25 protein-coding genes and 1 pseudogene are annotated in these 24,237 nt (G+C 63.4%); 10 read left to right on the top strand and 16 right to left on the bottom strand.

From position 1 onward, the window contains the following. Positions 1 to 10 precede the first annotated feature (10 nt). A complete protein-coding gene (locus tag C515_RS0100345; protein ID WP_028453898.1) occupies positions 11 to 436 on the bottom strand; it encodes a Fur family transcriptional regulator in 426 nt (141 codons plus the stop codon). 9 nt (positions 437 to 445) lie between these two features. After that, positions 446 to 862, bottom strand: coding sequence for an RNA polymerase-binding protein DksA (dksA, locus tag C515_RS0100350; protein WP_028453899.1), 417 nt, complete (start codon positions 860 to 862; stop codon positions 446 to 448). 238 nt (positions 863 to 1,100) lie between these two features. Here dksA and C515_RS0100355 point away from each other — a divergent pair, with 238 nt between their 5' ends. The 4 genes from C515_RS0100355 (at position 1,101) to C515_RS0100370 (ending at position 4,352) form a co-directional block, all read left to right on the top strand. Then, positions 1,101 to 1,985 (top strand): energy transducer TonB, encoded by an 885-nt coding sequence (locus C515_RS0100355; protein WP_081686664.1) that lies wholly within the window; start codon positions 1,101 to 1,103, stop codon positions 1,983 to 1,985. A gap of 52 nt (positions 1,986 to 2,037) precedes the next feature. Then, on the top strand, positions 2,038 to 2,580 hold the full coding sequence (ruvC, locus tag C515_RS0100360) for a crossover junction endodeoxyribonuclease RuvC (protein ID WP_043647571.1): 543 nt from the start codon (positions 2,038 to 2,040) through the stop codon (positions 2,578 to 2,580). Positions 2,581 to 2,660: 80 nt separating this feature from the next. Then, positions 2,661 to 3,434 (top strand): substrate-binding periplasmic protein, encoded by a 774-nt coding sequence (locus C515_RS0100365; RefSeq protein WP_028453902.1) that lies wholly within the window; start codon positions 2,661 to 2,663, stop codon positions 3,432 to 3,434. A 150-nt stretch (positions 3,435 to 3,584) separates the two neighbouring features. Then, the gene (locus tag C515_RS0100370; RefSeq protein WP_028453903.1) at positions 3,585 to 4,352 is read left to right on the top strand and encodes a substrate-binding periplasmic protein; all 768 of its coding nucleotides are present in this window, start codon (positions 3,585 to 3,587) and stop codon (positions 4,350 to 4,352) included. Positions 4,353 to 4,587: 235 nt separating this feature from the next. Here the strand turns inward: C515_RS0100370 and C515_RS0100375 are convergent, their stop codons facing one another. The 8 genes from C515_RS0100375 to C515_RS0100410 form a co-directional block, all read right to left on the bottom strand. Then, a complete protein-coding gene (locus tag C515_RS0100375) occupies positions 4,588 to 5,133 on the bottom strand; it encodes an NADPH-dependent FMN reductase (RefSeq protein WP_043647573.1) in 546 nt (181 codons plus the stop codon). Between the two features lie 149 nt (positions 5,134 to 5,282). Next, the gene (locus C515_RS0100380; protein WP_028453905.1) at positions 5,283 to 6,206 is read right to left on the bottom strand and encodes a methylenetetrahydrofolate reductase; all 924 of its coding nucleotides are present in this window, start codon (positions 6,204 to 6,206) and stop codon (positions 5,283 to 5,285) included. 151 nt (positions 6,207 to 6,357) lie between these two features. Further along, the gene (gene hemL, locus C515_RS0100385) at positions 6,358 to 7,638 is read right to left on the bottom strand and encodes a glutamate-1-semialdehyde 2,1-aminomutase (RefSeq protein WP_028453906.1); all 1,281 of its coding nucleotides are present in this window, start codon (positions 7,636 to 7,638) and stop codon (positions 6,358 to 6,360) included. 157 nt (positions 7,639 to 7,795) lie between these two features. After that, a complete protein-coding gene (locus C515_RS0100390) occupies positions 7,796 to 8,263 on the bottom strand; it encodes a CYTH domain-containing protein (protein ID WP_028453907.1) in 468 nt (155 codons plus the stop codon). Between the two features lie 254 nt (positions 8,264 to 8,517). After that, positions 8,518 to 8,745, bottom strand: coding sequence for a hypothetical protein (locus tag C515_RS0100395; RefSeq protein WP_028453908.1), 228 nt, complete (start codon positions 8,743 to 8,745; stop codon positions 8,518 to 8,520). A gap of 65 nt (positions 8,746 to 8,810) precedes the next feature. Continuing rightward, positions 8,811 to 9,233, bottom strand: coding sequence for a CopD family protein (locus tag C515_RS0100400; RefSeq protein ID WP_028453909.1), 423 nt, complete (start codon positions 9,231 to 9,233; stop codon positions 8,811 to 8,813). Continuing rightward, on the bottom strand, positions 9,234 to 10,112 hold the full coding sequence (locus tag C515_RS0100405; RefSeq protein WP_043647576.1) for a M48 family metallopeptidase: 879 nt from the start codon (positions 10,110 to 10,112) through the stop codon (positions 9,234 to 9,236). It abuts the gene before it with no gap. 69 nt (positions 10,113 to 10,181) lie between these two features. Next, positions 10,182 to 10,346, bottom strand: a complete 165-nt coding sequence (locus C515_RS0100410; RefSeq protein WP_028451696.1) for a rubredoxin — start codon at positions 10,344 to 10,346, stop codon at positions 10,182 to 10,184. A 59-nt stretch (positions 10,347 to 10,405) separates the two neighbouring features. Here C515_RS0100410 and thiD point away from each other — a divergent pair, with 59 nt between their 5' ends. Together thiD and C515_RS0100420 are read left to right on the top strand one after the other, a co-directional pair. Then, positions 10,406 to 11,248 (top strand): bifunctional hydroxymethylpyrimidine kinase/phosphomethylpyrimidine kinase, encoded by an 843-nt coding sequence (gene thiD / locus C515_RS0100415; protein WP_028453911.1) that lies wholly within the window; start codon positions 10,406 to 10,408, stop codon positions 11,246 to 11,248. Positions 11,249 to 11,255: 7 nt separating this feature from the next. Then, the gene (locus C515_RS0100420; RefSeq protein ID WP_028453912.1) at positions 11,256 to 11,711 is read left to right on the top strand and encodes a hypothetical protein; all 456 of its coding nucleotides are present in this window, start codon (positions 11,256 to 11,258) and stop codon (positions 11,709 to 11,711) included. A gap of 261 nt (positions 11,712 to 11,972) precedes the next feature. On the opposite strand, the gene C515_RS0100425 is transcribed toward C515_RS0100420, so the two are convergent. From C515_RS0100425 to C515_RS0100435, 3 genes are all read right to left on the bottom strand, one after another. After that, on the bottom strand, positions 11,973 to 12,179 hold the full coding sequence (locus C515_RS0100425; protein ID WP_028453913.1) for a hypothetical protein: 207 nt from the start codon (positions 12,177 to 12,179) through the stop codon (positions 11,973 to 11,975). A gap of 291 nt (positions 12,180 to 12,470) precedes the next feature. Then, complete coding sequence (gene parC, locus C515_RS0100430) at positions 12,471 to 14,837, bottom strand: DNA topoisomerase IV subunit A (RefSeq protein ID WP_081686666.1); 2,367 nt, start codon at positions 14,835 to 14,837, stop codon at positions 12,471 to 12,473. A gap of 383 nt (positions 14,838 to 15,220) precedes the next feature. After that, positions 15,221 to 15,745, bottom strand: a complete 525-nt coding sequence (locus tag C515_RS0100435; RefSeq protein WP_028453915.1) for a nucleoside 2-deoxyribosyltransferase — start codon at positions 15,743 to 15,745, stop codon at positions 15,221 to 15,223. 475 nt (positions 15,746 to 16,220) lie between these two features. Here C515_RS0100435 and C515_RS24880 point away from each other — a divergent pair. After that, positions 16,221 to 16,628 (top strand): annotated as a pseudogene (locus C515_RS24880) (methyl-accepting chemotaxis protein); the annotation flags it as partial. Between the two features lie 98 nt (positions 16,629 to 16,726). On the opposite strand, the gene parE reads toward C515_RS24880, so the two are convergent. Then, entirely contained in the window at positions 16,727 to 18,703 is a 1,977-nt protein-coding gene (parE, locus tag C515_RS0100445) for a DNA topoisomerase IV subunit B (RefSeq protein WP_028453916.1), read from the bottom strand. A gap of 62 nt (positions 18,704 to 18,765) precedes the next feature. Next, a complete protein-coding gene (locus C515_RS22070) occupies positions 18,766 to 19,263 on the bottom strand; it encodes a hypothetical protein (RefSeq protein WP_144290274.1) in 498 nt (165 codons plus the stop codon). A gap of 154 nt (positions 19,264 to 19,417) precedes the next feature. Between C515_RS22070 and C515_RS18810 the strand changes: the two genes are divergently transcribed. Then, on the top strand, positions 19,418 to 20,617 hold the full coding sequence (locus C515_RS18810) for an MFS transporter (protein ID WP_051304470.1): 1,200 nt from the start codon (positions 19,418 to 19,420) through the stop codon (positions 20,615 to 20,617). Continuing rightward, positions 20,610 to 21,554, top strand: a complete 945-nt coding sequence (locus C515_RS0100460; protein WP_028453917.1) for a GlxA family transcriptional regulator — start codon at positions 20,610 to 20,612, stop codon at positions 21,552 to 21,554. Before C515_RS18810 ends, C515_RS0100460 begins: the two co-directional genes overlap by 8 nt. 219 nt (positions 21,555 to 21,773) lie before the next feature. On the opposite strand, the gene C515_RS18815 is transcribed toward C515_RS0100460, so the two are convergent. Further along, on the bottom strand, positions 21,774 to 22,697 hold the full coding sequence (locus C515_RS18815; protein ID WP_051304471.1) for a glycoside hydrolase family 16 protein: 924 nt from the start codon (positions 22,695 to 22,697) through the stop codon (positions 21,774 to 21,776). 345 nt (positions 22,698 to 23,042) lie between these two features. Here C515_RS18815 and C515_RS0100470 point away from each other — a divergent pair, with 345 nt between their 5' ends. Then, the gene (locus tag C515_RS0100470) at positions 23,043 to 24,167 is read left to right on the top strand and encodes a tetratricopeptide repeat protein (protein WP_028453918.1); all 1,125 of its coding nucleotides are present in this window, start codon (positions 23,043 to 23,045) and stop codon (positions 24,165 to 24,167) included. Positions 24,168 to 24,237: the final 70 nt, after the last annotated feature.

Here is a 24,237-nt window from a genome sequence, read left to right on the forward strand (position 1 = left end):
GCCGCCGCGATCAGCGCCGGCAATCGGCGCAGGCGCCCTTGATGGTGATTTCGATCTGCTCGGCAACAAAGCCGCTGGGCAGCACCACCGGCAGCTCGGTGCTGATCTGATCCAGACAGTAGAAACGGCCGCAGTGCTGGCAGTGGAAATGGGCGTGATGATGGGGCGTGCTGTGAGCGGCGGCGAAACGCCAGACACGGTCATCACCGGCCAGCTTGTGTGCGAGGCCGGCATCGGTGAGCCAGTCAAGCACGCGGTAGACGGTGACGCGGTCGACCCCCTCGCCCAGCGCGGCCAGCACGTCGAGGTGCGACAGCGGGTGGGGCGTGGCAAGCAGGATGGCCAGCACATTGACGCGCATGGCGGTGGTGCGGCCGGCAACGGCGGCAACGAGGCGATGCGCCTCTTCCTGCCGGTCCGGCACGGATTGCGGCATCGGAATGCCTTAGTCGGCGAACTGCTTTTTCAGGCGTTCGCGGCGTTCCTGGGCTTCCAGCGACAGCGAGGCGGTCGGGCGGGCCAAGAGGCGCGCCAGCCCGATGGGCTCGCCGGTGTCCTCGCAGAAGCCATACTCGCCGGAGTCGATCTTGCGCACGGTGGAGTCGATCTTCTGCAGCAGTTTGCGCTCGCGGTCACGCGTGCGCAGCTCGAGGGCATACTCTTCTTCGAGGGTGGCGCGGTCGGCCGGGTCGGGAGTGGCTTCCTGCTCCTGCAGGTGCTGGCTGGTCTGCGTGGCATTGGCCAGCAGCTCGGCTTTCATCTGCAGCAGGCGTTCACGGAAGAACTCCAGATGATCGGCGTTCATGTAATCGTCTTCGGGGCCGTTCCAGGAGAGGATATCTTGTTCCGTCAGTTTGGCCATGGATCGTTCTCGCGCGTGAAAAGCTTGGAAATCGCCGGCATTCCTTACACGGTCTGCCAAGCTCTAAATGGGCAGGGAGCTTAATCAAGTCGCCACCCGATTGCAATAAGGGTAAACAGGACTTTTGCCATTTGTCGGACTTATACCACGGCCTGACTACAAGCGGTCAGCCGGTCTTGGCCGGCGTGCCAGCTGTGCTACACTCGCCCGTTATTCTGGCGGATTGGCAAGACGGGGTATGGATCGCTCGCAACGTATCATGGTGGCTGCAGTGCTGCTTTCTGCAGTGGTGCATGCGTTGCCGGTGCTAGGCATCGAGATGCTGCGCGGTCTGGGCCTGGAGGGCCGCAAGCGCCCCAAGGCCACCGAATCGCTGGAAGTCGTGCTGGTCAACCAGCGCACCGATACCGCCCCGGCCAAGGCCGAAGTGCTCGCCCAGAGCAATCTCGACGGTGGCGGCAATACCGACGCCAAGCATCGCGCCACCTCGCCGCTGCCGGCCAAGGACGCCCCACCGGCCACCGAGCTCGAGCAAAAGCAGCAGGAGCAGAAACAGCTTGAGCAAAAGGCCGCCGAGCTGATGCGGCGGATCAAATCCGAACACCACGCTCCCGCCCAGGACAACAAGACACAACAGGCGCAGCCGGAAGGCAGCGGTATCGATCAGGAAACGCTGAAGCAGCAGGCGCGCGACCTTGCCGGCATGGCCGCGCAGATCGACAAGAATTACAACGCCTACCAGCAAAAGCCGCGCAAGGCCTTTGTCGGCGTGCGCGCCCAGCAGACCAGCGTCGCCATGTATGTCGACAACTGGCGCCAGAAGATCGAGCGCGTCGGTACGCTGACCTACCCGACCGACAGCCGCGGCCAGAAGCTGGCCGGCACGCTGCGCATCACGGTGGAAATCGCCGCCGACGGCAGCATCGCGTCCTCCAGCGTCGAAAAGTCTTCCGGCAATCCGGAGCTGGATGCGCAGGCACTGCGCATTCTGAAGCTGTCTTCGCCCTTCCCGCCGCTGCCGCCCGATATCAAGGCGACCGATTCGTCCGGCATGCCCGCGCAGTACCTGGTCATCACCCGCACCTGGACCTTCGCCAAGGGCGGCGGCTTCGATACGCAATGAGGGCAGGGCCTGTCCCGGCAGCAGCCAGCGCCCTTGTTCTGGACACGCAATCGTGACCCCCGCCCCGCCCACCCGCATCCTCGGCATCGACCCCGGCTCGCGCATCACCGGTTTTGGCGTCATCGACGTCGCCGGCAGCCAGCAGGTGTATGTCGCTTCCGGCTGCATCCGCACGCAGGGCGGCAGCCTGCCCGAACGCGTGAAAATCCTGCTCGACGGCATACGCCAGGTCGTTGACACCTATCGCCCCGACATCGCCGCGGTGGAAATCGTCTTCGTCAACGTCAACCCGCAATCGACGCTGATGCTGGGGCAGGCGCGCGGCGCCGTCGTCGCCGGCCTGGTCGCGGCCAGTTTGCCGGTGGCGGAATACACCGCGCTGCAGGTCAAGCAGGCGGTGGTCGGCAACGGCCACGCCGACAAGGACCAGGTCGCGCACATGGTGCAGCGCCTGCTGCGCCTCACCGGCCGCCCGCAGGCCGATGCCGCCGATGCGCTGGGCGTGGCGCTGACGCATGCGCAGCACAGCGGCGGTGCCGCCAGGCAATTGGCCGGCCACCGGCAGCTGAGCATGAAGCGCGGCCGCATGGCCTGATCGCGCCGCCGTTTGCCGGGCGCTGTCAGCATCGCGGCCGAAAACGGCTAGGCTGCAGCCATCCACAGGAGAAATCCGCGATGCGCCTGCTTCCTTCCTGCCTCGCCCTGCTGTGCTGGCTGCCGGCTCTGGCTGCCGATCCGCTTGCCCTGGCAACCCACGGCCGCCATACGCCGCCGTTTTATGAAATCGGCAGCGACGGCAAGGCACGCGGCGCCTGTCCGGAATTGCTGCAGGCCATGAGCGATGCCAGACCGGGCCTGGTGTTCACTGGCACCGAAACGCTGATGTCACTGAGCCTGATCGAGAAAGCACTGGCCCAGCGCCGCATTGATGTGGTGTGCAGCCTCGGGCGTACCGCCCAGCGCGAGGCCATCGCCGACTTCCTCATTCCCGTCTGGCAAACACAGCACAAGGTCATGGTGCGCCGCGACGATCCGGTCAGCATCGCCAGCCTTGAGGAGCTGGCAGCCCATTCGCGCGAGCAGCCGGTCATCGTCAAGCGCAGCAGCGTGTACGCCGATCGCCTGCGCCTGGCCGGCGTGCTCATCGACGACAGCAGCAGCGACAACGACGGCATGCTGCGCAAGCTGCTCGGCCAGCGCGGGCGTTTCATTTACACCGACCAGCAGCAGCTGGCCGTGCTGCAGCGCGAGCCGGGCATGGCGGAGCGGCTGCGCATTCTGCCCGCCCGCCTGCACAGCGAAACACTCTATCTGGTGGTCGACAAGGCCCTGCCGGCGACGGCGCGGCAAACACTGCAAGGTGCTTTCGAGGCAGTGCGCGCTTCGGGCAGACTCCGGGCCATCCAGCTGAAATACGCCCTGGACCCTGGTGACAAGCAGGACGAATAATGCAGGGTATATGCCATGAACTCAAAAAGGCGTTGATCTGCAAGAAAATACCAGTCACCGTATACAACACGAGCCGGCTTGCCGCAGCAAGCTGACGCGTCGCGGGCCGCGTCAGCTTATACTGACGGAATGATTTCCGGAGCGCCGCTCATGCGTTGTGCCAGTTTCGTGCTGCTTTGTCTTGCCCTCACCAGCGTGGCGCACGCCGAAAACTGGACGCTGCGCACCGCCGCCCGCGATACCCCGCCTTATTACTCGCTCGATGCCCAGCACCAGGCACATGGCGCCTGCCCGGAGCTGCTGAGCGCGCTGGAGCGCAAGCTGCCGGGCCTGAATGTCATCGGCAAGGAACGGCCGCTGTCGCTGGCGCTGCATGATGTCGAGCTGCAGCAAGGCAGCCTGGACATACTTTGCGGGGTTGGCGCCACCGATGCGCGCCGGGCCGCCGCCGACCTGCTGCATCCGCTGTGGGAAAGCCGGCACCGGCTGCTGGTGCGCAAGGACGATCCGGGCAACGTGAGCAGTCTCGAAGAGCTGCGCACGGCAGCCAGTGCCAGCCCGGTGCTGGCGCGCCGCATGTCCACCTTTGCCGACAAGCTGAAAAGCCAGGGCATCGCCGTCGATGACAACAGCAACGAGAACGAGGTCATGCTGCGCAAGCTGCTCGCCCAGCGCGGGCGCTATCTTTATGGCGATGAATTGCTGCTGCAGGCGCTGATCCGGCAAGACGGGCTCGACAGGCGGCTGCGCATGCTGCCCACGGTATTCCACCGGCAAGCGCTGTATTTCCTCGCCGCCAAGCGGCTGGATGCCAGCAAGCGGCAACAGCTGCAAACGGCTTTGCAGACCATGGAGCAGGACGGCACACTGCCGGCCATCCGCAAGAAATACGGGCTGGCCGGGATCAGCCCGCAGTAAATCAACCATTGATCCGGCCCTTTGATGTTTCATGCGCAGGAGCGAGCTTGCTGGCGATAAGCAACGCTTCGCGAGCAAGCTCGCTCCTGCGAAAATTCAAACCTCGGAAGGCCGGATCAATAAGCGCCGGATTTCCAGCTGATCTCAAGCACCAGGCCTAGCCCGGTACCCATCATCGTCAGCAGCACGTTTTACGTTCATGCCGTTTTCCCGGCTTCGCCTTGAAAATGACGTATCAACGCAGGCGCAGCGCCCAGGCTTGCAGCGCCTGCAACTGCTGCACGATCAAGCCCTGGATTTTCTCGTCCACCAGCTCGCCCGACTCGCTGAAACTGGCGCTGAAGGCATTGGCAAATACTTCCGGACGGTTCAGCGGATGCAGGTCAAGGAAAACGCAAGTCTGCCGCAGATGATATTGCGCACGCGAAGTCCCCATGCCGCCACCGGCGCCCATGATGGCCACGGCCTTGCCGGCCAGCGGACTTTCCGCCTCGCGCGACGCCCAGTCCAGCGCATTCTTCAGCGCCGGCGCCATCGAGTAGTTGTATTCCGGGCAGGCAATCACCAGTGCATCGGCACCGCGCAACTGCTCGACCAGCCGCTGCACCGCCGCCGGCTTCTCGGTGATGTCGCCGTTGTAGAAGGGCAGATCGCCGATCTCGGCAACTTCGAACAGTACGCCTTCGGGCACATGGCTGCCGGCATAGCGCAGCAGACCGGCATTGCGGGACGCCTTGCGCAGACTGCCGCACAGGCCGACGAATTTCAGGGGCTTGCTCATGGATACACCTCCGTTAAGGCCACGCGCAGGGGTGGCGGGTGCAGCCATTATGGTCGAGAGACAAGCCACCTGCCTTGCAATGAAGTGAACGACTTCTGCGGAAATTCTGCACAAACCGCTGTGCAGGCAGCCTGGCACAAACACCCGTTCTAGCTGCTTGTGCCCCGCCCCAGCATCGCCTGCACATCGCGCACCAGCTGCAGCGAGGCTTCGATTTCGTCCTTGCGGATCGCGACGCTTTCCACATTGCAGCCTATGGGTATCAGCTTGGATGCCGCGTAATCAATCAGCTCTGCGAAGATACTGCGGCAGGCATGCAGTGAATCGCCAAGAATGTCGACCGAGTGGCTGAGGTCGTTTTCCAGCCATTTCGGGATGCTGATCCCCAGCCATTTCATGAATTGCAGCGTTTTCACCGAGCCACACGGCGTGATGGTGAAAATGATCGGCACCATGTCGATGCCATGCTCGCGGCAGTGGTAGTAGTAATCCGAGAGGAAGGTTTTGGCCGCCTCGACGTTGTACACGCACTGGGTAATGAAATAGCTGCAGCCCTGCGCCATCTTGGCGGCAACGCGCAGATGCTCGTCCTGCTTCACCAGATGCCGCTCGGGGATGGCGACGCCGCCCAGCAGCAGATCGGGATTGAATTGCTGGCGCAGCGCGTAGGCGTCGTTCATGGTCAGCGTCACGCGCTGCTGGCGCGAGGCGGCGCCGACAAACACCGCCAGCCCCTGCTGCTGTTCCTCCAGATAAGCGGTGAAGCTCGCGGGCGAGTATTTGGCGGTACAGCGATAGCTAATCTTCGGCAGCTCAAGACTGGCGAGGTGTTCAGCCGCATACCTTACAGGGTCGAGCGTTTCGATAAACGGAAACGGTCGTGCTTCGCTGGTGCGGTCGGCCTCGTCCTGGATGTCGTAGAGCACCAGTCCGTCAACGCCAAGGCTGCGGATGCGCTCGACCTGCGTCGCGGCGATCTCGGCGATTTTTTCCGGCGTGTTCTGCGCCTTGGGCGGGGTGATGCCGTACAGCACGATGCCATTAGTTCGTTGGCGGATCAGGTCTTGCAGCATGGTTTTCTCAAAACGTTGAACCACAGAGGCACAGAGGGGCACTGAGAAAATCTGTTCTCACGTCCTGATTAGGTAGCCAGCTCAGCAACTCGTCATACCGGCGTCCCACGTTTTTCCTCTGTGTGCTCTGTGCCTCTGTGGTGGATGGCTTTTAACTGAGCTTTTGCAGAACGGCTTTCGCCGCCGCCACGGTCGCGGCGATGTCGGCATCGCTATGCGCGGCAGACACAAAGCCCGCCTCGAAGGCCGACGGCGCCAGGTACACGCCTTCGCCGAGCATGGCGTGGAAGAAGGCGTTGAAACGCGCGCGGTCGCTGGCCATCACATCGGCATACGATTGCGGCGCAGTGGCGCTCATGTACACACCGAACATGCCACCGACGCTGTGCGCGGTAAACGCCGTATTCAGCTCCTGGCCGACTGCGTTGAAGCCGGCCGCCAGTTGCGCGGTGCGCGCCGTCAGTGCGTCGAAAAAGCCCGGCTGGCGGATCAGGTTCAGCGTGGTCAGACCTGCAGCGACGGCCAGCGGGTTGCCCGACAGCGTGCCGGCCTGATACACCGGCCCGAGTGGCGCGAGCTTGGCCATGATGTCGGCCCGGCCGCCGAAGGCCGCCAGCGGCATGCCGCCGCCGACCACCTTGCCCAGACAAGTCAGGTCGGGGGTAATGCCGTGCAGCCCCTGCGCGCAGCCGAGGCCAACGCGAAACCCGGTCATCACTTCGTCGTAGATCAGCACCGCGCCGTGGTCTTGCGTGAGTTTGCGCATCGCGGCGACAAACTCGGGCGTTGCCGGCACGAGGTTCATATTGCCGGCCACCGGCTCGACGATCAGCGCGGCAATCTGGCTGCCCTGCTCGGCAAACAGCGCTTCCAGCGCGGCGACGTCGTTGTACGGCAGCACGAGGGTGTCGGCCGCCACGGCGGCCGGCACACCGGCGGAGGACGGATTGCCGAAGGTCAAGAGACCGGAGCCAGCCTTCACCAGCAGGCTGTCGGCGTGGCCGTGGTAGCAGCCTTCGAACTTCACCAGCTTGTCACGGCCGGTGTAGCCACGCGCCAGACGGATCGCGCTCATGGTCGCCTCGGTGCCGCTGGACACGAGACGAACCTGTTCAATCGATGGCAGCAGCTCGCACAAGAGGTCGGCGAGATCGATTTCGGCGGCGGTCGGCGCGCCGAAGCTCATGCCGTTGCGCGCGGCCTTTTCCACTGCCTCGATCACCTGCGGGTGGCAGTGGCCGAGAATCAGCGGGCCCCAGGAGCCGACGTAATCGATGTAGCGCTGGCCGTCCGCATCCCACACGTAAGCCCCTTCGCCCTTGGCGAAAAAGCGCGGCGTGCCGCCCACCGAGCCGAAGGCCCGCACCGGCGAATTCACGCCGCCGGGAATATGGCGCTGCGCGGCAGCAAACAGTTCTTCGTTACGTGACATGTGCAACTCCTGAAAATCTCAACGCAGAGGCGCAAAGACGCAGAGAAAAAAATCCGGTTTCCTGGAAAGCACCTTGCTGGATGAGCCAGAACGGCCTTCCCAAACCGATCGCATTTCTCTGCGCCTCTGCGCCTCTGCGTTGGGTGTTAAATGAAACTCACCACTGCGAGTAAGGCTTCAAGGTCAGCTGGCTATTGTAATAGCGCTTGTCGCCGGTGACCTCTGCCCCCAGCCAGCCCGGCTGCGGCACCGGGGCATCGACGCTGGGCAATTCGATTTCGGCAACGATCAGCCCGGCATTCTCGCCATGGAATTCGTCGATTTCCCAGACCAGACCATTGCCAGCGTCAAGCAGATGGCGGGTTTTGTCGAGCACGCTGGGGCACAGCGCCAGCATCGCTTCGGCGTCAGCCAGTGGCACAGAGTATTCGAATTCGGCGCGGCTCATGCCATCGAGGCTGGCGCCCTTGATGGTCAGAAAACCGCCATCGCCCTTGATGCGCACGCGCACGGTGCGGCCCGGCTCGGTGCTTAGATAGCCCTGCGCGATGCGCGTGGACTGGGTGACATCTGCCCGCCAGGCGTCGCTGGCCAGCAGGTATTTGCGTTCGATTTCGGTTGCCATGCTGTCTCGAGTGAGCAAACGAGTTCGCGCAAGGCGCAAAGCCGAAGACAGTACCCAGAGTACGGCAAGGCGAAGCAACGCAGCGCGGGAACGTTTGCTTTACTGATTTTCGTCGCGCCAAAGAAAACGGCGCACCAGGGCTGCATTTTACCCGTGTGCGCCGCGCCGTGCGGGGATTTGCTAGGCGGAAAGGACGGTATCACCACCAGAATTGTCACCGCTGTCAGAGGCATCCTGCGACTTTACAGGCAGGCTTATCTACTATGAGCCAACCTCAACTCAGATTGAAGAACTTCAACATCAAAACCACTTTCAAGCTCAACAATAAATTTAGGCTCCGGCAATAGCTCAAGCACCATGACCAATGAACCCAATTTACCGGCATGTACACCATTGACTATCAAAACATAGTCATTGTGCTCGAACTCAAGACCCTCGATGGGGTCATGGTTCAAAAATGCTTGCATGAAGTCCGTTTGCATCACTGTTCTATCAAACGCGAGAGTTAGAGTTGAGTGACCGAAAATTCGCAAATCTGTACTAGCACTCAGAACGGCTTCACCACCACCAGTATCGTCACCGCAATCAGGATCAACACCGGCACTTCGTTGAAGAAGCGGTACCAGACATGGCTGCGGGTGTTTTTGTCGGCGGCAAAGTCGCGGTAAATCTTCCAGCACCAGCCGTGATACGCGGCGAGCAGCGCCACCAGCAAGAGCTTGGCGTGCATCCAGCGCCAGCCTTCGCCCATGTAAAAGCCGTAAAAGCCCCACATCCAGATGCCGCTCGCCAGCGCCAGCACGCCGATCGGCGTCATGAAGCGGTAGAGCTTACGCTCCATCAGCTTCAGGCGCGCGATCTCGGCAGGCTCGCTCGCCATCGCGTGATTGACGAAGAGCCGCGGCAGGTAGAACAGGCCGGCAAACCAGCTGACGACCATGATGATGTGCAAGGCTTTTACCCACGGCATTTATTTGGCCTTTTTCTTGCTCTTGGTGGTGGCTTTCTGCGGCGCCGGCTTGCTCTTGTTCTGGGCAATCGCGGCTTCGTAGAGCGGCTGCACCTTGGCGATCTGCGCGGTCAGGTCGGCAATGCGCGACTCGGCCGACGGGTGGGTGGAGGTGAATTCCGGCGGCTGGCTGCCGGTGGCCTGCTGCATCTTGCGCCAGACATTCACGGCAGCTTCCGGCTTGTAGCCGGCGCGCGCGGCCAGCTCGACCCCGATGCGGTCAGCCTCGGCTTCGTGCTCGCGGCTGTTGGGCAGAGTCCAGAAATACTTGGTGCCTTCCTGCGCCAGGCCGATGGCATTGTCGTACTTGCCGCCAGTCAGAATCGAGGTGGTCTGGAACAGCAGGTTCTGGGTGGCGGCGTCCGATGCGCGTTCGCGGCTGTGTTCGCGCAGCGCGTGGGCCATTTCGTGGCCCATGATGGCAGCGATTTCGTCATCGGTGAGTTTCAGCGTATCGATGATGCCGGTGTAGAACATGATCTTGCCGCCAGCCGCACACCACGCGTTCAGCTCCTTGCTGGTCATGAGGTTGACTTCCCACTTCCAGTTCTGGATGTCGTCGCGGAACACCTTGGTTTGCGGGATCAGGCGATTGGCAATCGCGCGGATGCGCGCCGTCTGCTTGGCATCACGGTTCAGAATGCCGCGCGCCTGCGCATCGGCAAGAATCTGCTGGTAGGTCTGGTTGGCCTGCGCTTCGACTTCGGCGCTGCTGACCAGCATGCTCATGTTTTGTGAGCGCTCGGCGCCCACCGCACCACCCTTGGTGGTCTTGACGGACTGGCAGCCGCTCAGGGCAAGGCCGCACAGGACGGCGAGCAATACTTTATTGATTTTCATGGTTTGTTTTCATCCGATAAGGGGTAAAGCTGACGCGGATTTTAAGTGATAATCCGCGTCCGGACCATTTCAGATTTCCACCATCTCGAAATCGTCCTTGCGCGCGCCACAGTCCGGACAGGTCCAGTTCGGCGGCACGTCATCCCAGCGGGTACCCGGCACGATGCCGTCTTCGGGGCGACCGGCTTCCTCGTCATAGATGAAGCCACAAATCAGGCACATATACTTCTTCATACGTTTCCCCTTGCAATGTGCGATACCATGCAATTTTACCCCAACCTTCCAGCCCAGCCATGAATCCTACACCCCCCGTGGTGCTTGTCTTCACAGCCAACGACCCGTCCGGCGGCGCCGGCGTGGTGGCCGATGTGCTGACGCTGTCGTCACTTGGCTGCCACGTGCTGCCGGTCATTACCGCCATCACCGTACAGGACACCAATGGCGTGCAGGAGTTTCACGCCATCGACCCGGAACAGGTCGAGGAACAGGCACGCTTCATCCTGGAAGACATCCGCATCGATGCCATCAAGGTCGGCATGGTCGGCAGTGTGGAAAACCTCACCGTCATCGCCGAAATCGCCGCCGATTATCCCGAAGTGCCGCTGGTGCTGGATGCCCAGCTGATGGTGCAGGACCAGGACGACATGGAGTCCGAAGAAATCGCTGCGGCAATGCGCGACCTGCTGCTGCCGCACTCGACCATCTGCACGCCGGACGTGCGCTCGGCGCGCATGCTGGCGAGCGACGATCCGGATGAACAAACCGAGCTGCCGCTGGATGTCGCCGCGCAGCGCCTGATTTCCCTTGGCTGCGAATTCGTGCTGATCACCGGCTCGCAGGATACGTCGAGCAAGACCGGCAACAGCCTCTACAGCAGCCTGGGGCGCATGCGCAATGACAGCTGGACTCGCCTGCCCGGCCGTTTTCACGGCGCCGGCGCCACGCTGTCTGCGGCGCTGGTCGGCGCGCTCGCCAATGGCGCCGACATCAATGTCGCCGTACAGGAAGCCCAGGAATACACGCAGCAAACCCTCACGCACGCCTACCGCCCCGGCATGGGCCTGCTGGTCCCCGACCGGCTGTTCTGGGCACGTCCGCCCGAAGACGAAGCAGACACCGCCGCCAAGCCGCAGTGAGTTTCACGTGAAACAGCAAATCCTGCTGCTGAATGCCGGCGAGACCCCATTGCGCCAGCGCCTCCTGCAGGCGCTGCAGCCCGCGCTGCCCCAGCTGCTGGTGTTTTCCACCGACCTGCTGGCCGGCACGGGCAATGCTGACGCCGCCTGCCGGCAACGCGCCATGCATTACTGCCTGCCTGCCCTGCTGCAGGCCGGCATGCAGGTGCTGGTCGTGCATGATTGGCTAACGCGCGCGGCCAAGCGGGAAGTGCTGACCGAACTGGCCGGCTACGATGTCCTGCTGTTCGGCCTCTGTCAGGACGACGATGCACCGGAGCTGCATGCCGGGTGGACGTATGACGGGGAATGGCGGCTGACCGCCGGGAGTGATTTGCCGCAGCTTGCCGCCCAGATGGTGCAATTCTTGCCGCAGGCCAGTGGCAGCGCGGCCTGGAGCAGCCTGCAGGAACTGAGCATCTAGCCTATTGATCCACCCCTCTGATGATTTGACTCGTAGGAGCGAACTTGTTCGCGATCAGCAAGGCTTCGCGAGCAAGCTCGCTCCTACGGAAATTCAAACTTCTGAAGTCCGGATCAAGAGTGTCACGAGCCGCTCGCTAAATTCGCCGCCATGCCTTGCCAGATAGGGCCTTGAGCTGCCCCGCACCTGGAGCCAAGTGCACCAGGCACACATCAATTAACAGGGTATTGCCATGCAACCCAATTGGTTAAAAGGCTGCAATCAGATACCCCCGCCACCACAATCCGGATTATCTTTGTTGTCATTGCCCGCCGCCTGCAGCAAGGCTTCGCGTGCATCTTCGATCATGTCCAGCGAAGCCGAACTGGCCAGCTCGCGTTCGCCCTGCGGGCCAACGACATACAGGCCATAGCGAATCTGCTGGGGATGATGGGTCGTAACCCAGACCGGGTGAATGGCATAACGCATGATGGTTCTCCCGCGTACTGCATGAAGGGGTCTTCGTACCGGAAGAAGCAATCATTGAGCCAGAGCGACGAACGGTCGGCTTGCACCAGGCTCTGTTGCTGTTTGATTGTTTTTACGCAGCCGCCCAGCGTAGCCTGCGCGAAACTCCGCTACAGCAAGTACCAGTACTTGCGAGCCTGGGTGACAAAGTCTCTGGCAGGCGTGGCGGGGCTGCCCTGCGGGCGATAGGCAGCCGCGTGTCACACCTGCCCGACACGCCGCTGCGTGCCGGGCAGTACGGCTGCAAGCCGATCAGAAACCGGGGAACTTGAAGCCGGCGTTGATGGGCTTGCCCTTGCGCGCGCGCTTGCCGATATAGGGCGCCATTTCGTTGGCATCCAGCACCCACTCGACCGGCTTGCCTGCACGCCCCGTGCCATTGAGTTTCAGCGAATCACCAGCGCTGATGGTGATGGCGGCCAGGCTGTCCTTGTCGTCCAGCGCCATGGTGATCACGCCACGCCCGCCGCCTGCCAGCTGCTTGAACTCGGCATAGGGGAAGAGATGCAGCTTGCCGCCGGCAGAAAGACAGGCCACGACGGAAGTTTCACGTGGAACAAAACGGCTGACCTTCAGCAGCATTTCCCCCGTTTCCAGCGAAATGAAGCTCTTGCCGGCCTTCTGCCGGCTGAGCAGGTTTTCAAACTGGCAGGCGAAGCCATAGCCGGCGCTGTTGGCAATCACCAGCCAGTCCTGCGCCGCTGCGGTGAGCATCTGCATGATGCGTGTCTTGGCGGCCAGCTCGACCAGCGTTGTCACCGGTACGCCGTCGCCGCGTCCGCCCGGGATGACCGAGGCCGCCACCGTATAGACGCGCCCGTCGCTGCCGAACAGCGCCAGATTGTCCACCGTGCGGCATTCCAGCGCTGCCAGCAGCGCATCGCCATCCTTGAAGCTGAGATTCTGCAGATCGAGCCCGTGACCCTGGCGTGCGCGCAGCCAGCCCTTCTCGGACAGGATGATCGTGACCGGCTCATCGACCACGGCCACTTCCAGCGTGGCTTTTTCGGCTTCTTCGATCAGCGTGCGGCGCGGATCGGCAAACTTTTTGCGATCGGCTTCGATTTCCTTGATGACCTGGCGCTGCATGCTCTGCGGATTGGACAGCAGCTCTTCGAGCTCGTCCTTCTCGGTTTTGAGCGCGGCCAGTTCCTGCTCGATCTTGATGCCTTCCAGACGCGCCAGCTGACGCAGGCGGATTTCGAGAATATCCTCGGCCTGCCGCTCGGACAGCCGGAAAGCCGCCATCAATGCGGTCTTGGGTTCGTCCGCTTCGCGGATGATGCGGATCACCTCGTCGATATTCAGGAAGACGATCATCCGCCCTTCCAGAATATGAATGCGGTCGTTCACCTGCCCGAGCCGGTGTTCGCAACGGCGCGTCACCGTCACAAAACGGAAATCGATCCATTCTTCCAGAATGGTCTTCAGGTTCTTCTGCGCCGGGCGGCCATCGCGGCCGATCATCACCAGATTGAGCGACAGGCTGGTTTCCAGACTGGTATGCGCCAGCAGCACATTCATCAGCTCATCGGGATTCTGCCGCGAGGATTTCGGCTCCAGCACCAGTCGCACCGCAAAATCCTTGCCGGATTCGTCGCGCACGCGATCGAGCATCGACAGGATCAGCTGCTTGGTCTGGGTCTGCTCCTGGGTCAGCGCCTTCTTGCCCTTCTTGATCTTGGGATTGGTCAACTCCTCGATTTCTTCCAGTACCTTCTGCGTCGAAGTGCCGTGTGGCAGCTCGGTGACGATCAGCTGCCACTGGCCGCGCGCCAGGTCTTCCTTTTCCCAGCGGGCGCGCACCTTCAGGCTGCCGCGACCGGTTTCATAGGCCGCCTGCAGATCTCGCGCCGGTGAAATGATCTGGCCTCCGCCGGGCAGATCGGGGCCGGGAATGTAGCCCAGCAGATCGGCGACCGCGAGCTGCGGCTTGCGAATCAGCGCTACCGCGGCTTCTGCGACCTCGCCCAGGTTATGCGAAGGAATCTCGGTGGCCATGCCGACGGCAATCCCCGAGGCACCATTGAGCAGCAGCATGGGCAGCCGCGCCGGCAGCAGCTCGGGTTCTTCGAACGCCCCATCGTAGTTGGGGATGAAATCGGTTGTGCCCTTGTCGAGTTCGCCGAGCAGCAGCTCGGCGATGGGCGTCAGGCGTGCTTCCGTGTAGCGGTAGGCCGCAGCGCCGTCGCCATCACGCGAACCAAAATTGCCGTGGCCATCGATCAGCGGGTAGCGCAGCGAGAAATCCTGCGCGATGCGCACCAGCGCGTCATAGGCCGACTGGTCACCATGCGGATGATATTTACCCAGCACATCCCCGACGATGCGCGCCGATTTGATCGGCTTGGCCGTGGCGGTCAGGCCCAGCTCGTGCATGGTGTAGAGAATGCGGCGCTGCACCGGCTTCTGCCCGTCCTCGACCTGCGGCAAGGCGCGGCTTTTCACCACGCTCATTGCGTATTCGAGGTAGCTTTTTTCGGCATACAGGCCAAGCTGGACGGATTCGCCATCGTCGACGGCCAGCTGCGAGGTCTGGGCCGACACGAACTTGCCCCCGCCCCCCGCTGCCGGTACGACGTCCTGTTCTTCTGCCCGGGTAATCAGATCGTCAGACATAGCGCTCTTTCAATGGAGGAATTGCGCGCATTGTAAAAGACGGGCCGGCAAAAACCTATCTGATTAACCAGACTCTTCTGCAAAACCCGAATCCACCACAGAGGCACAGAGAGCACAGAGAAAAGCGGGAGCACGTCATCGGCATTTCTAAGGGTTTCGTGACTATGTCTTTCCTTCAGGAAGCAAGATTTTCAGGGCCTTTGTACTCAGACCTCCTGAAGTCAAGATGAAAGCAGGAAGCCTTTTCCACCTCAGAGACACAGAGGATACAAACCCCTGAGAAGTGCCCTCCCGCTTTTCTCTGTGCTCTCTGTGCCTCTGTGGTGGATTCGGTTTTTACTGGCAAATCTTGCTAATCTGGCAGTTCATGCTGTTTTACTGTTTCACGTGAAACACAGATCGCGGGCCATGTCCTGCAGCGCCTCTTCCGGCTCGCCGGCGTAGCTGATGCCCGCCAGGGACTCCCAGAGCATGAGATTCAGCGGTGCGCCGAAATCTTCCACATACAGGCCATCCGGCGCCACCGGCGGCTGGCCGGCCACGCCCGGGATGCGTTGCGTCATCACCTGCCCCGGCGTGCAATCGGGCAGCCAGCCCCATACCGGCTTGCCCAGGGCATGGGCAAATCCCACCTCCCAGGCCGTGCCGGAATCCGGCTCGCAGGCGCTGCGAAAGGCGCGCAGATCGGCAAACACCGCATCGGCATCGCGGATCAACTGGCAATTGATGCGGTAAATCCAGCCACGCAGTGCAATGGCGTCAAGGCCCGGCGGGGCGGCCTGATCGAGCGGATAGAGACCTTCCATGCCGGCCTGATCGCAGGCCACGATGAGCCGCCTCCCCCACCCCGCCGGGTCGGGGAAAAACACGCCGGGGCCAGCCAGATAAATGCGTTGTTTGCGCGCCATTGCCTTTGCCTTTTCACAAGATGGAAATTCAGTAAATGGTTATACTCCTTGGCTTACGCCTGAACCGCTAGGAGTCGTCATGTTCGGAAATGGTAAACGGATTGCTGAGCTGGAAGCACGCATCCGCAAACTGGAAGATGAAAAACAACAGCTCGGCCAGCAGAACAATCAGCTGCAGAATCAGGTGCGCCAGCTGGAGGGCGAGCTGTCGCGCAGTCGCGCCGATAGCCAGGCCAGCCTGAACGTGCAGTCGGCCGTGCGCGATTTCGGCGAGCAGTTCAGCAATGCACTGGCGGGCCTCGGCGAGCTGGTGGGCAAATTCAAGGAAGAGCGCCGCTGCGCCGCCGCAGTGACCCGCGTGTCCAGCGACAACAGCCAGACCATCACCAATATCGCCGACAATCTGCAATCGCTGTCGCAAACCGCCGCGCAATCGGTTTCACAGGTTGACCGGCTGGATACGCAATCGGAACAGATCAGCGGCATCGTGCAGCTGATCAAGGAAATCGCCGACCAGACCAATCTGCTGGCGCTCAATGCCGCCATCGAGGCCGCGCGCGCCGGCGAGCAGGGTCGCGGCTTTGCCGTCGTGGCCGACGAGGTGCGCAAGCTGGCCGAGCGCACCAGCTCGGCAACCAAGGACATCAGCAATCTGGTCGGGGCGATTCGCAGCGAAACGCAGGCGGTCAAGGGCGATATGGAGCTGCTGGCGCAGCAGACGCTGGAATACAGCGAAAAGGGCAATACCGCCGCCAGCGATATGGGCTTGCTGATCGAAGTCTCGCAGGAGATGGAAGAACTCATCAGCAACAACGCCGGCATGGGCGAGCACGAGCTGCAGCGCTTCGAAGCCTTGCGGCAACGCCTGCACCAGCTGTCCTGATCCGCATTCATGCCAACAAAAAAGCCTGCTGCATGCAGGCTTTTTTGTTGGGTATTGCCCTGCTGCCAAACACGCTGAAGGGCTGCAGAGCCATACCCTTAAAGGTCGGCTTCCACCTCGTTGCCGCGCGCTTCCAGCCAGGCGCGCCGGCTGCTGGCCTCGCCCTTGCCCATCAGCATGTGCATCAGCTCGCGGGTGTTTTCCGATACATCGTCCGGCACGCCCACGCGCAGCACGCGGCGGGTGTCGGGGTTCATGGTGGTGTCGAACAATTGCTCGGCGTTCATCTCGCCCAGACCCTTGAAGCGGGAAATGCTCCACGCGCCTTCGCGCACCTTCTCGGCGCGCAGCTTGTCGAGAATCGCCGTCAGCTCGCCCTCGTCGAGTGCATAGAACTTGCGCGGCGGCTTGTTCTTGCCGCTGCCGGCCACGTCGACGCGATACAGCGGCGGCTGCGCCACATACACATGGCCGGCGGCAACCAGCCCCGGGAAATGGCGGTAGAACAGCGTCAGCAACAGCACCTGGATGTGCGAGCCATCCACGTCCGCATCGGACATGATGATGATCTTGCCGTAGCGCAGGCCGCTGAGGTCGGCCGTGTCGCCCGGCCGGTGCGGGTCGACGCCGATGGCCACCGCGATGTCGTGCACCTCGTTGTTGGCAAAAATCTGGTCCTTGTCGACTTCCCAGGTGTTCAGCACCTTGCCGCGCAGCGGCAGGATCGCCTGGAAATCTTTATCCCTACCCAATTTCGCCGAACCGCCCGCCGAATCGCCCTCGACGAGGAACAGCTCGCAGCGCGCACTCTCCTCGCTTGCGCAATCGGTGAGCTTGCCCGGCAGCACGGCGACGCCGCCGGATTTCTTCTTCTCGACCTTCTGCGCGGACTTCTGCCGCGCCTGCGCCGCCTTGATCGCCAGCTCGGCCAGCTTCTTGCCCAGTTCGACGTGCTCGTTCAGCCACAGCTCGAAGGGCGACTTCACCATCTGCGAACACAGCTTCAGGCCGTCGCGGCTGGTGAGCTTGTCCTTGGTCTGGCCCTGGAATTGCGGATCAAGCACCTTGGCCGACAGCACAAAGGTACAGCGGCTGAACAGATCTTCCGGCAGCAGCTTCACGCCCTTGGGCAAGAGGCTGTGGAATTCGATAAAGGTCTTCACCGCCTGGAACACGCCGTCGCGCAGGCCCGATTCGTGCGTGCCGCCGGCCGGCGTCGGAATCAGGTTCACATACGACTCGCGGCTGACCAGGCCGTCTTCGGTCCAGGTCAGCGCCCAGGCGCAGCCTTCGCCTGGCGAGAACGTGTCATCCTCGCCCTCAATGTATTTCTGCCCCTGGAAAATCGGGATCAGCATGGTGTAGCCGGCGACCTGCTCGTTCAGATAGCCGGTCAGGCCATCAGGGTAGCACCAGCTTTTCTGCTGGAATTCGCCGCTGGCGAGCTCCACGTTCAGGTTCACCACCAAGCCGGGCAACAGCACCGCCTTGGATTTCAGCAGATGTTCCAGCTCGGATTGCGGGATATTCGGCGAATCAAAATACTGCGCATCGGGCGCAACAAACACCGTCGTGCCGGTGTCCTTCTTCGCCACCTTGCCGGTCACCAGCAGCGGCTCGATCACCTCGCCGCCGGAGAACACGAGACGATTGATTTCGCCGTCGCGCTTCACCTCGACTTCGAGGCGCGTTGCCAGCGCGTTGGTCACCGACACACCTACGCCGTGCAGACCACCGGAAAACGCGTAGGCGCCGCCGGATTTCTTGTCGAACTTGCCGCCGGCGTGCAACTGGGTAAACACCACCTGCACGGTGGGCACGCCCTCTTCCGGGTGGATGCCGACCGGAATGCCGCGGCCGTTATCCGAAACGCGCATGGTCTGGTTGCGGTACAGCGTGACATCGATCTGCGTGGCATGACCACCCAGCGCCTCATCGGCGGCGTTGTCGATCACTTCCTGGCAGATGTGCAGCGGATTGTCGGTGCGGGTATACATGCCGGGCCGGTGCCGGACCGGGTCCAGACCCTTGAGCACCTTGACCGAGGATTCGTCGTACTGGGTTTTCGCAACCATGGCGTTTCACGTGGAACATCAGATGCCGCGCAGTCTAGCAGATGGGCCGGCAGCCGGCAGCGTCACGAACATCCCTCGACCAGCTCGATAGCATCGCTGCCGCCGTGCATCGCTGTAACCTTGCCGCCGGTGATTTCATAGCGCACGCCACGGCCATCCTTGCGCCACCAGGTCAGGTACACGTCATGCACGCCGTCGCCATAGGCGTGCAGGCTGCGCTGCGGCGGCGTGGCGTAGGCGCGCAGCACGACCGCTTCGCTGTCGCCGATGCGGATGCCGTGATCGCTGCGCATCGGCCCTTCGTCACCGTAATTGCTCACGCGCACCACGCGGTTTTTCTGCAGCATGATGGCCAGCGCCACCGGGCCGCGCGCCGGCTGCACGTGGTAGCAATCGGCATTGCGTCCCTCGCCGCCGACAAGCAGCGGCACGCCCAGCGCGCGGGCCGCCTGGCGCTCGCTCATGCCTATCCTGAGCTTGCCAAAGCCGTCCGGGCCGATCACCGGCTCGCTTGCCACGGCCGCGCCGGCCAGCAGGCATCCCGCCAGAATCATCCGCATCGCACACTCCCCGGGCTATGAACTGACTGCAGTATGGGCCAGCCGGCGCGCGTTTACCCCGGCCGGCGATCTGGCAGAAAATGATTGGTTATTGGCATTTCTGCCATAAGCAGCTTCTGCCACACTGCAGCAACACCACCACAAGGCGCATGCCATGACCATCCCGCTTCCCGCCTCCGTGCGCGTTCTGGCGCTGTGCCAGGCGCTCTACACCGTCGGCATCTCGATCCAGCTGACACTCACCGGGCTCGCCGGCCTGCAGCTGGCCAGCGACAAGGCCTGGGCGACGCTGCCCTTTTCGCTGATCATCCTCACCGCCGCGATCACCACGCTGTTCGCCGCGCACTGGCTGCAGCGCGTGGGCCGGCGCAGCGGTTTCCTGATTGGCGCGACGCTGGGCGCAGTGGGCGGTGCGCTGGCCTTTGTCGCCATGCAGCGGCAGAGCTTTGGCCTGCTCTGTGCGGCGGCGTTGTTCACCGGCGGCTTCCAGGCCTTCGCGCAGTATTACCGGCTGGCCGCCGCCGACAGCGTCGGCGCGGACGCCAAGGGCCGCGCGATCGCCACCGTGCTCACCGGCGGCGTGCTCGCCGCGCTGTTCGGGCCGTGGCTGGCGAAAAGCGCCCAGGGCTGGCTGCCCGGCGTGCTGTTCGGCGGTGCCTACCTGCTGGCCAGTGCGATGGGTATAGCCACAGCAGCATTGATCTACTTTGGCTACAGGACAACACCCATGACTGTATCCGAGGCGCAGGATCACGCCCCTGCCCGCCCGCTGCGCGAGATCGTCGGCCAGCCGGTATTCCTGGCCGCGCTGGCCAACAGCGCCATCGCCTATGTACTGATGGCCGGGCTGATGACGGCAACGCCGCTGGCCATGGTTGCCTGCGGCTTCACGCTGGCCGACGGCGCCGGCGTGATCCAGTGGCATATGCTCGGCATGTTCGCCCCGGCGCTGGCTGCAGGCTGGCTGGTGCAAAGGCTGGGTGCGCCGGTGCTGGCGCTGCTGGGCAGCGCGCTGCTTTTCGCCGCCGCGCTGCTCGCCAGCCAGTCGAGCAGCCTGCCGGCGTTCTATGTGGCGCTGCTGCTGCTCGGCGTGGGCTGGAATTTCATGTTCGTCGCCGGATCGACACTGCTGGCGCTGAGCTACCGCCCCAGCGAGCGCGGCAAGACGCAGGCGAGCAGCGAATTCGGCACCAGCCTGCTCGCCGCCGCCGCCTCGCTGGCCGCCGCGCCGCTGCTGCAGGCACTGGGCTGGGAAAGGCTCAATGCCGTCGCGCCCTGGCTGCTGCTGTTGCCGGTGGCGCTGACGCTCAATCACCTGTGGCGGTTGCGCGCGCGGGAGGTGGCCCTTGGCTGAGCCGCGCCGCATCGTCTTCCTGCTTTACGAGCAGGTGAACGTGCTCGACGTCGCCGGGCCGCTGGAAGTGTTTTCCCAGCCCAACCGCAACGGTTTCGCGCCGTTCGCCACGCCCTACGACATCGTGCTCGCCTCGCTCGCCGGCGGGCCGGTCGCCACCTCGGCCGGCGCGGTGTTCATGACCGTGGCGCTGGCGGACGTCGCCCGCCCCATCGACACACTGATCGTCCCCGGCGGGCAGCCCAGCGCACCGGCGCTCACCCCCGTGCTGCAGGCGCTGGCCGGCAGCGTGCGCCGGCTGTGCAGCGTGTGCACCGGCGCGCTGATCCTCGCCGAAGCCGGCCTGCTCGCCGGCCGCCGCGCCACCACGCACTGGGATTACACCGCCCGGCTGGCCGCGCTGGGCGGGCGGATCGACGTCGTTCCCGACGCGCTGTATGTGCGCGACGGCGCCGTCTGGACCGCCGCCGGCATCAGCGCCGGCATCGACCTGGCGCTGGCGCTGGTCGAGGACGACTTCGGCCACGCGGTGGCGATGCGCATCGCGCGGCAGATGGTGGTGTTTCTCAAGCGCCCAGGCGGGCAATCGCAATTCAGCCAGCCGCTGGCGATCCAGAGCCGCGACGCGCGCTTTGCCGGCCTGCACGCCTGGATCAGGGCCAATCTGCACCGCAGGCTGGACGTCGGCACGCTGGCCGCACAGATGGCGATGAGCCCGCGCAGCTTCGCCCGGCATTACCTGGCCGCCACCGGCCAGACGCCGGCGCGGGCGATTGCCGCGCTGCGGCTCGAAGCCGCCGGCAGCCAGCTGCTCGCCGGCGACAGCCTGAAGCGGATCGCCCAGCAGTGCGGCTTCGGCGACGAGCAGGCACTGCGCCGCGCCTTCCTGCGCGAATACGGCGTCACGCCGCAGGATTACCGGCAGCGGTTTGGGTAGATAAGTCCGGCCCCATCTTCATCATGGCGGCGCCTGATCAGCAAGATCCAAATCAACCACAGAGACACAGAGAGCACAGAGAAAGACGGGAGCAGATCATAGGCATTTCTCAGGGTTTTGCTTCCTCTGTGTCTCTGTGTCTCTGTGTCTCTGTGGTTCAATGGGTTTTTTTGCTGAGAAGGGTTTCCAATCGGGTGGCGGCGTGCTTTTCCATGCCGACTACATATTGCACGGCGACGCCAGCGGCGGCGTGGTCGCCGGTACCGTGTCGCGGTAGGCGACGCCCGACTTCCTGAGCGCGGCCACCTCGGCGAGCACCGCGTCGTGGTCGAGGATGCGGCCCTGCGCATGCCAGGCCCAGTCGATGTCCTGTTCCCACACGCGCAACGCATTGCCGGGCTGGATGCCCTCGCGGGTGAACCAGAGGTTGAAATTCAGCGACATCGGCACGCGCGGGTAGACCTTGCCGTCGTGCGTGCCGAGCAGCTCGCGGTCGAGGTAGTAATCGATCTTGCCGTCGGCCACCTGGATCAGCAGCACATGCCAGCCGGCGAGCGAGCCGGGGCGGCGCGCGAACTGGTTGTAGGCCTTCCACGGGTAGAGGCGCACCGTTTCCCACGAGGTGTTGAAGTGCGTAGCCCCGTGCGCGCCCCAGCCGCCGTTGGGCAGGTATTCGTGGTCCAGCTCGCTGTAGTTCGGGTCGAGGTCCTTCTCCAGCGGGCTGATCGTGTAGAAGGTCTGCACGACCTCGTCGCCGTTCGGGCCGCTGACCGGCGCATCGGTGAAGCGCACGCGCGCGGCGTAGGTGCCGGCCAGGTATTTGCGCGCGTGGCACAGCTGCGACTGGCGCGTTCCCGCCGCCGTGCCGTCGGTTTGCGATGTCATGCGCAGCAGGCGGTTGCCGGATGCGTCCGGGTCGTCGTGCAGGCTGAACGAGACCTCGCCCCAGCCGGCGTTTTCCACGCCGGGCCAGCCGCGCGCGCTGCGGATGATCCAGCCGTGCGGCGCGAGTTCGCCGGTCTTGGCATAACTGAAGTCGTCGAACAGCACGCCGCCGCCCGTCCCGGTTTTCACCTGCGGCGGCGCATCGCCCTGGCAGGCGGCGAGCACAAGCAGCGGAATGACGAGCAGGCAGCGTGGCATGGCGGTTCTCCCGGTAGCGGATAAAGTCAGCATGGCCGCAGACGCAGACCGGGATTTGTCAGGGCTTGCGGATTTGCTGAAGCAGCACATACCCGGCAATGGGTACCGGCGAAGCCTTTTATTTGCATAGGCTACAAGGCAATACCTTATGTTATTGCTGACGACACGAACCGCATCAGCCTGAGCGGGTGCTGGCGCCAGCCGGACTCGGGCCGCCGTGACTTGCCAGCCGGGCTGGCGTATCGCACGCCCTGTTGCTGCAGCGCCGCAGCGGCCCGGGTGGCGACGGACAGGACGATGGCGCGGCGCTACACTGACTATCTCCGACAGTTCTGCACACACGCGATGACCATCACCTGCCCGAAATGCCGTTACCAGCGCCAGGCGACCGACAGCGCTCCCGACTGGCAATGCCCGTCCTGCGGCGTTGCCTACGCAAAAGTCGGCGCAGCACCCGCGCCCACACCGGCCGCGCGCCCCCAGTCTGCGCACACGGCCAGCACGGCAAGCGCGGAGTTGCCCGAAGGCCTGATGGTTTACAACGACGAGCAGGCGCGGCACGTCCGCCGGCAGGAGCGCAGAATTTCACCGCGCAAGTTTGCCGTACTGTTCATGGGCGGCTTTGCGCTGATCGCCAGCCTGACACTGGTTTACTACAAGCAGAAATGGCGCGCCGAGCGCGAAGCGGAATTCGGCCAGACGCAGGCTGTGGCGCCAGCCGGCGAAGGCAGGCAGGGCAACTTTGTCACCACCGCTGAAGAGTTGAAACAGGATCGCCAGCTCGCCGCCGAGGCGCGCGCACTGCTGGATCGCGGCCAGACCGCAAAAGCGCGCACGCTGCTGGAAGCCCGGGCGGGTGGCAAGGACGGCTACTTCAACGAGTCGCGGCTGGTGCTGGCGCACATGTATCTGGATGGCGAAGGCGTGCCGGTCAATCGCGAACGCGCGCTGGAAATCCTCACCGCAGCGGCGGGACGCGGTTCAACGGCGGCGGCCAATGAAATCGGCTTCATTTACGAATTCGCCACCGACCTGCCCCGCCACATGCAGCGGGCACTGTCCTGGTACGATCAGACGGCGCAACGCGGCAGCTGCTTCGGCCAATACAGCATCGGCGTGATCTACGCCAGCGCCGACAGCTCGCCTGAGCTGCGCGACAGCGGCTTTGCCTATGCCAACAAATCCACCGCCTATGCCTACCTGAAAATGGCCGCCGCAGGTTACGAAGAAAACGCCCGGGTCAACCGCAGCGAGCTGCACTGCCGCGACGAAGTCAGCCTCAATCTGGGCGAAGGCAGCGGCAGCACGCCGGCCACCATCCACCGCGTGCGCAGCGCGGCCTACGCGCGGGCCGATCTCGACAGCCTGACCAGCGCGCTGCCGGCCGACGAGGTGAGAAAGGGCGAGGAGATGTTCGACTACTGGCACAGCGCCCGCAAAACACCGCTGCAAATCCGGCGTGCCGAATGAGGTGCAGGGATGGATGTTTCACATGAAACATCCAGGCATCGGCGCAGGCATCGTCCCGGCCAAGCGCAGA

Source organism: Chitinilyticum litopenaei DSM 21440 (genome assembly GCF_000428145.1).
GTDB lineage: Bacteria > Pseudomonadota > Gammaproteobacteria > Burkholderiales > Chitinibacteraceae > Chitinilyticum > Chitinilyticum litopenaei.

What these genes read in the sequence shown, in the direction of transcription:
- C515_RS0100345 (WP_028453898.1), bottom strand. Translation starts at nt 436, where the DNA reads ATGCCGCAATCCGTGCCGGACCGGCAGGAAGAGGCGCATCGCCTCGTT.
- dksA (WP_028453899.1), bottom strand. Translation starts at nt 862, where the DNA reads ATGGCCAAACTGACGGAACAAGATATCCTCTCCTGGAACGGCCCCGAA.
- C515_RS0100355 (WP_081686664.1), top strand. Translation starts at nt 1,101, where the DNA reads ATGGATCGCTCGCAACGTATCATGGTGGCTGCAGTGCTGCTTTCTGCA.
- C515_RS0100365 (WP_028453902.1), top strand. Translation starts at nt 2,661, where the DNA reads ATGCGCCTGCTTCCTTCCTGCCTCGCCCTGCTGTGCTGGCTGCCGGCT.
- C515_RS0100370 (WP_028453903.1), top strand. Translation starts at nt 3,585, where the DNA reads ATGCGTTGTGCCAGTTTCGTGCTGCTTTGTCTTGCCCTCACCAGCGTG.
- C515_RS0100375 (WP_043647573.1), bottom strand. Translation starts at nt 5,133, where the DNA reads ATGAGCAAGCCCCTGAAATTCGTCGGCCTGTGCGGCAGTCTGCGCAAG.
- C515_RS0100380 (WP_028453905.1), bottom strand. Translation starts at nt 6,206, where the DNA reads ATGCTGCAAGACCTGATCCGCCAACGAACTAATGGCATCGTGCTGTAC.
- hemL (WP_028453906.1), bottom strand. Translation starts at nt 7,638, where the DNA reads ATGTCACGTAACGAAGAACTGTTTGCTGCCGCGCAGCGCCATATTCCC.
- C515_RS0100390 (WP_028453907.1), bottom strand. Translation starts at nt 8,263, where the DNA reads ATGGCAACCGAAATCGAACGCAAATACCTGCTGGCCAGCGACGCCTGG.
- C515_RS0100395 (WP_028453908.1), bottom strand. Translation starts at nt 8,745, where the DNA reads ATGCAAACGGACTTCATGCAAGCATTTTTGAACCATGACCCCATCGAG.
- C515_RS0100400 (WP_028453909.1), bottom strand. Translation starts at nt 9,233, where the DNA reads ATGCCGTGGGTAAAAGCCTTGCACATCATCATGGTCGTCAGCTGGTTT.
- C515_RS0100405 (WP_043647576.1), bottom strand. Translation starts at nt 10,112, where the DNA reads ATGAAAATCAATAAAGTATTGCTCGCCGTCCTGTGCGGCCTTGCCCTG.
- C515_RS0100410 (WP_028451696.1), bottom strand. Translation starts at nt 10,346, where the DNA reads ATGAAGAAGTATATGTGCCTGATTTGTGGCTTCATCTATGACGAGGAA.
- thiD (WP_028453911.1), top strand. Translation starts at nt 10,406, where the DNA reads ATGAATCCTACACCCCCCGTGGTGCTTGTCTTCACAGCCAACGACCCG.
- C515_RS0100425 (WP_028453913.1), bottom strand. Translation starts at nt 12,179, where the DNA reads ATGCGTTATGCCATTCACCCGGTCTGGGTTACGACCCATCATCCCCAG.
- parC (WP_081686666.1), bottom strand. Translation starts at nt 14,837, where the DNA reads ATGTCTGACGATCTGATTACCCGGGCAGAAGAACAGGACGTCGTACCG.
- C515_RS0100435 (WP_028453915.1), bottom strand. Translation starts at nt 15,745, where the DNA reads ATGGCGCGCAAACAACGCATTTATCTGGCTGGCCCCGGCGTGTTTTTC.
- parE (WP_028453916.1), bottom strand. Translation starts at nt 18,703, where the DNA reads ATGGTTGCGAAAACCCAGTACGACGAATCCTCGGTCAAGGTGCTCAAG.
- C515_RS22070 (WP_144290274.1), bottom strand. Translation starts at nt 19,263, where the DNA reads ATGCGGATGATTCTGGCGGGATGCCTGCTGGCCGGCGCGGCCGTGGCA.
- C515_RS18810 (WP_051304470.1), top strand. Translation starts at nt 19,418, where the DNA reads ATGACCATCCCGCTTCCCGCCTCCGTGCGCGTTCTGGCGCTGTGCCAG.
- C515_RS18815 (WP_051304471.1), bottom strand. Translation starts at nt 22,697, where the DNA reads ATGCCACGCTGCCTGCTCGTCATTCCGCTGCTTGTGCTCGCCGCCTGC.
- C515_RS0100470 (WP_028453918.1), top strand. Translation starts at nt 23,043, where the DNA reads ATGACCATCACCTGCCCGAAATGCCGTTACCAGCGCCAGGCGACCGAC.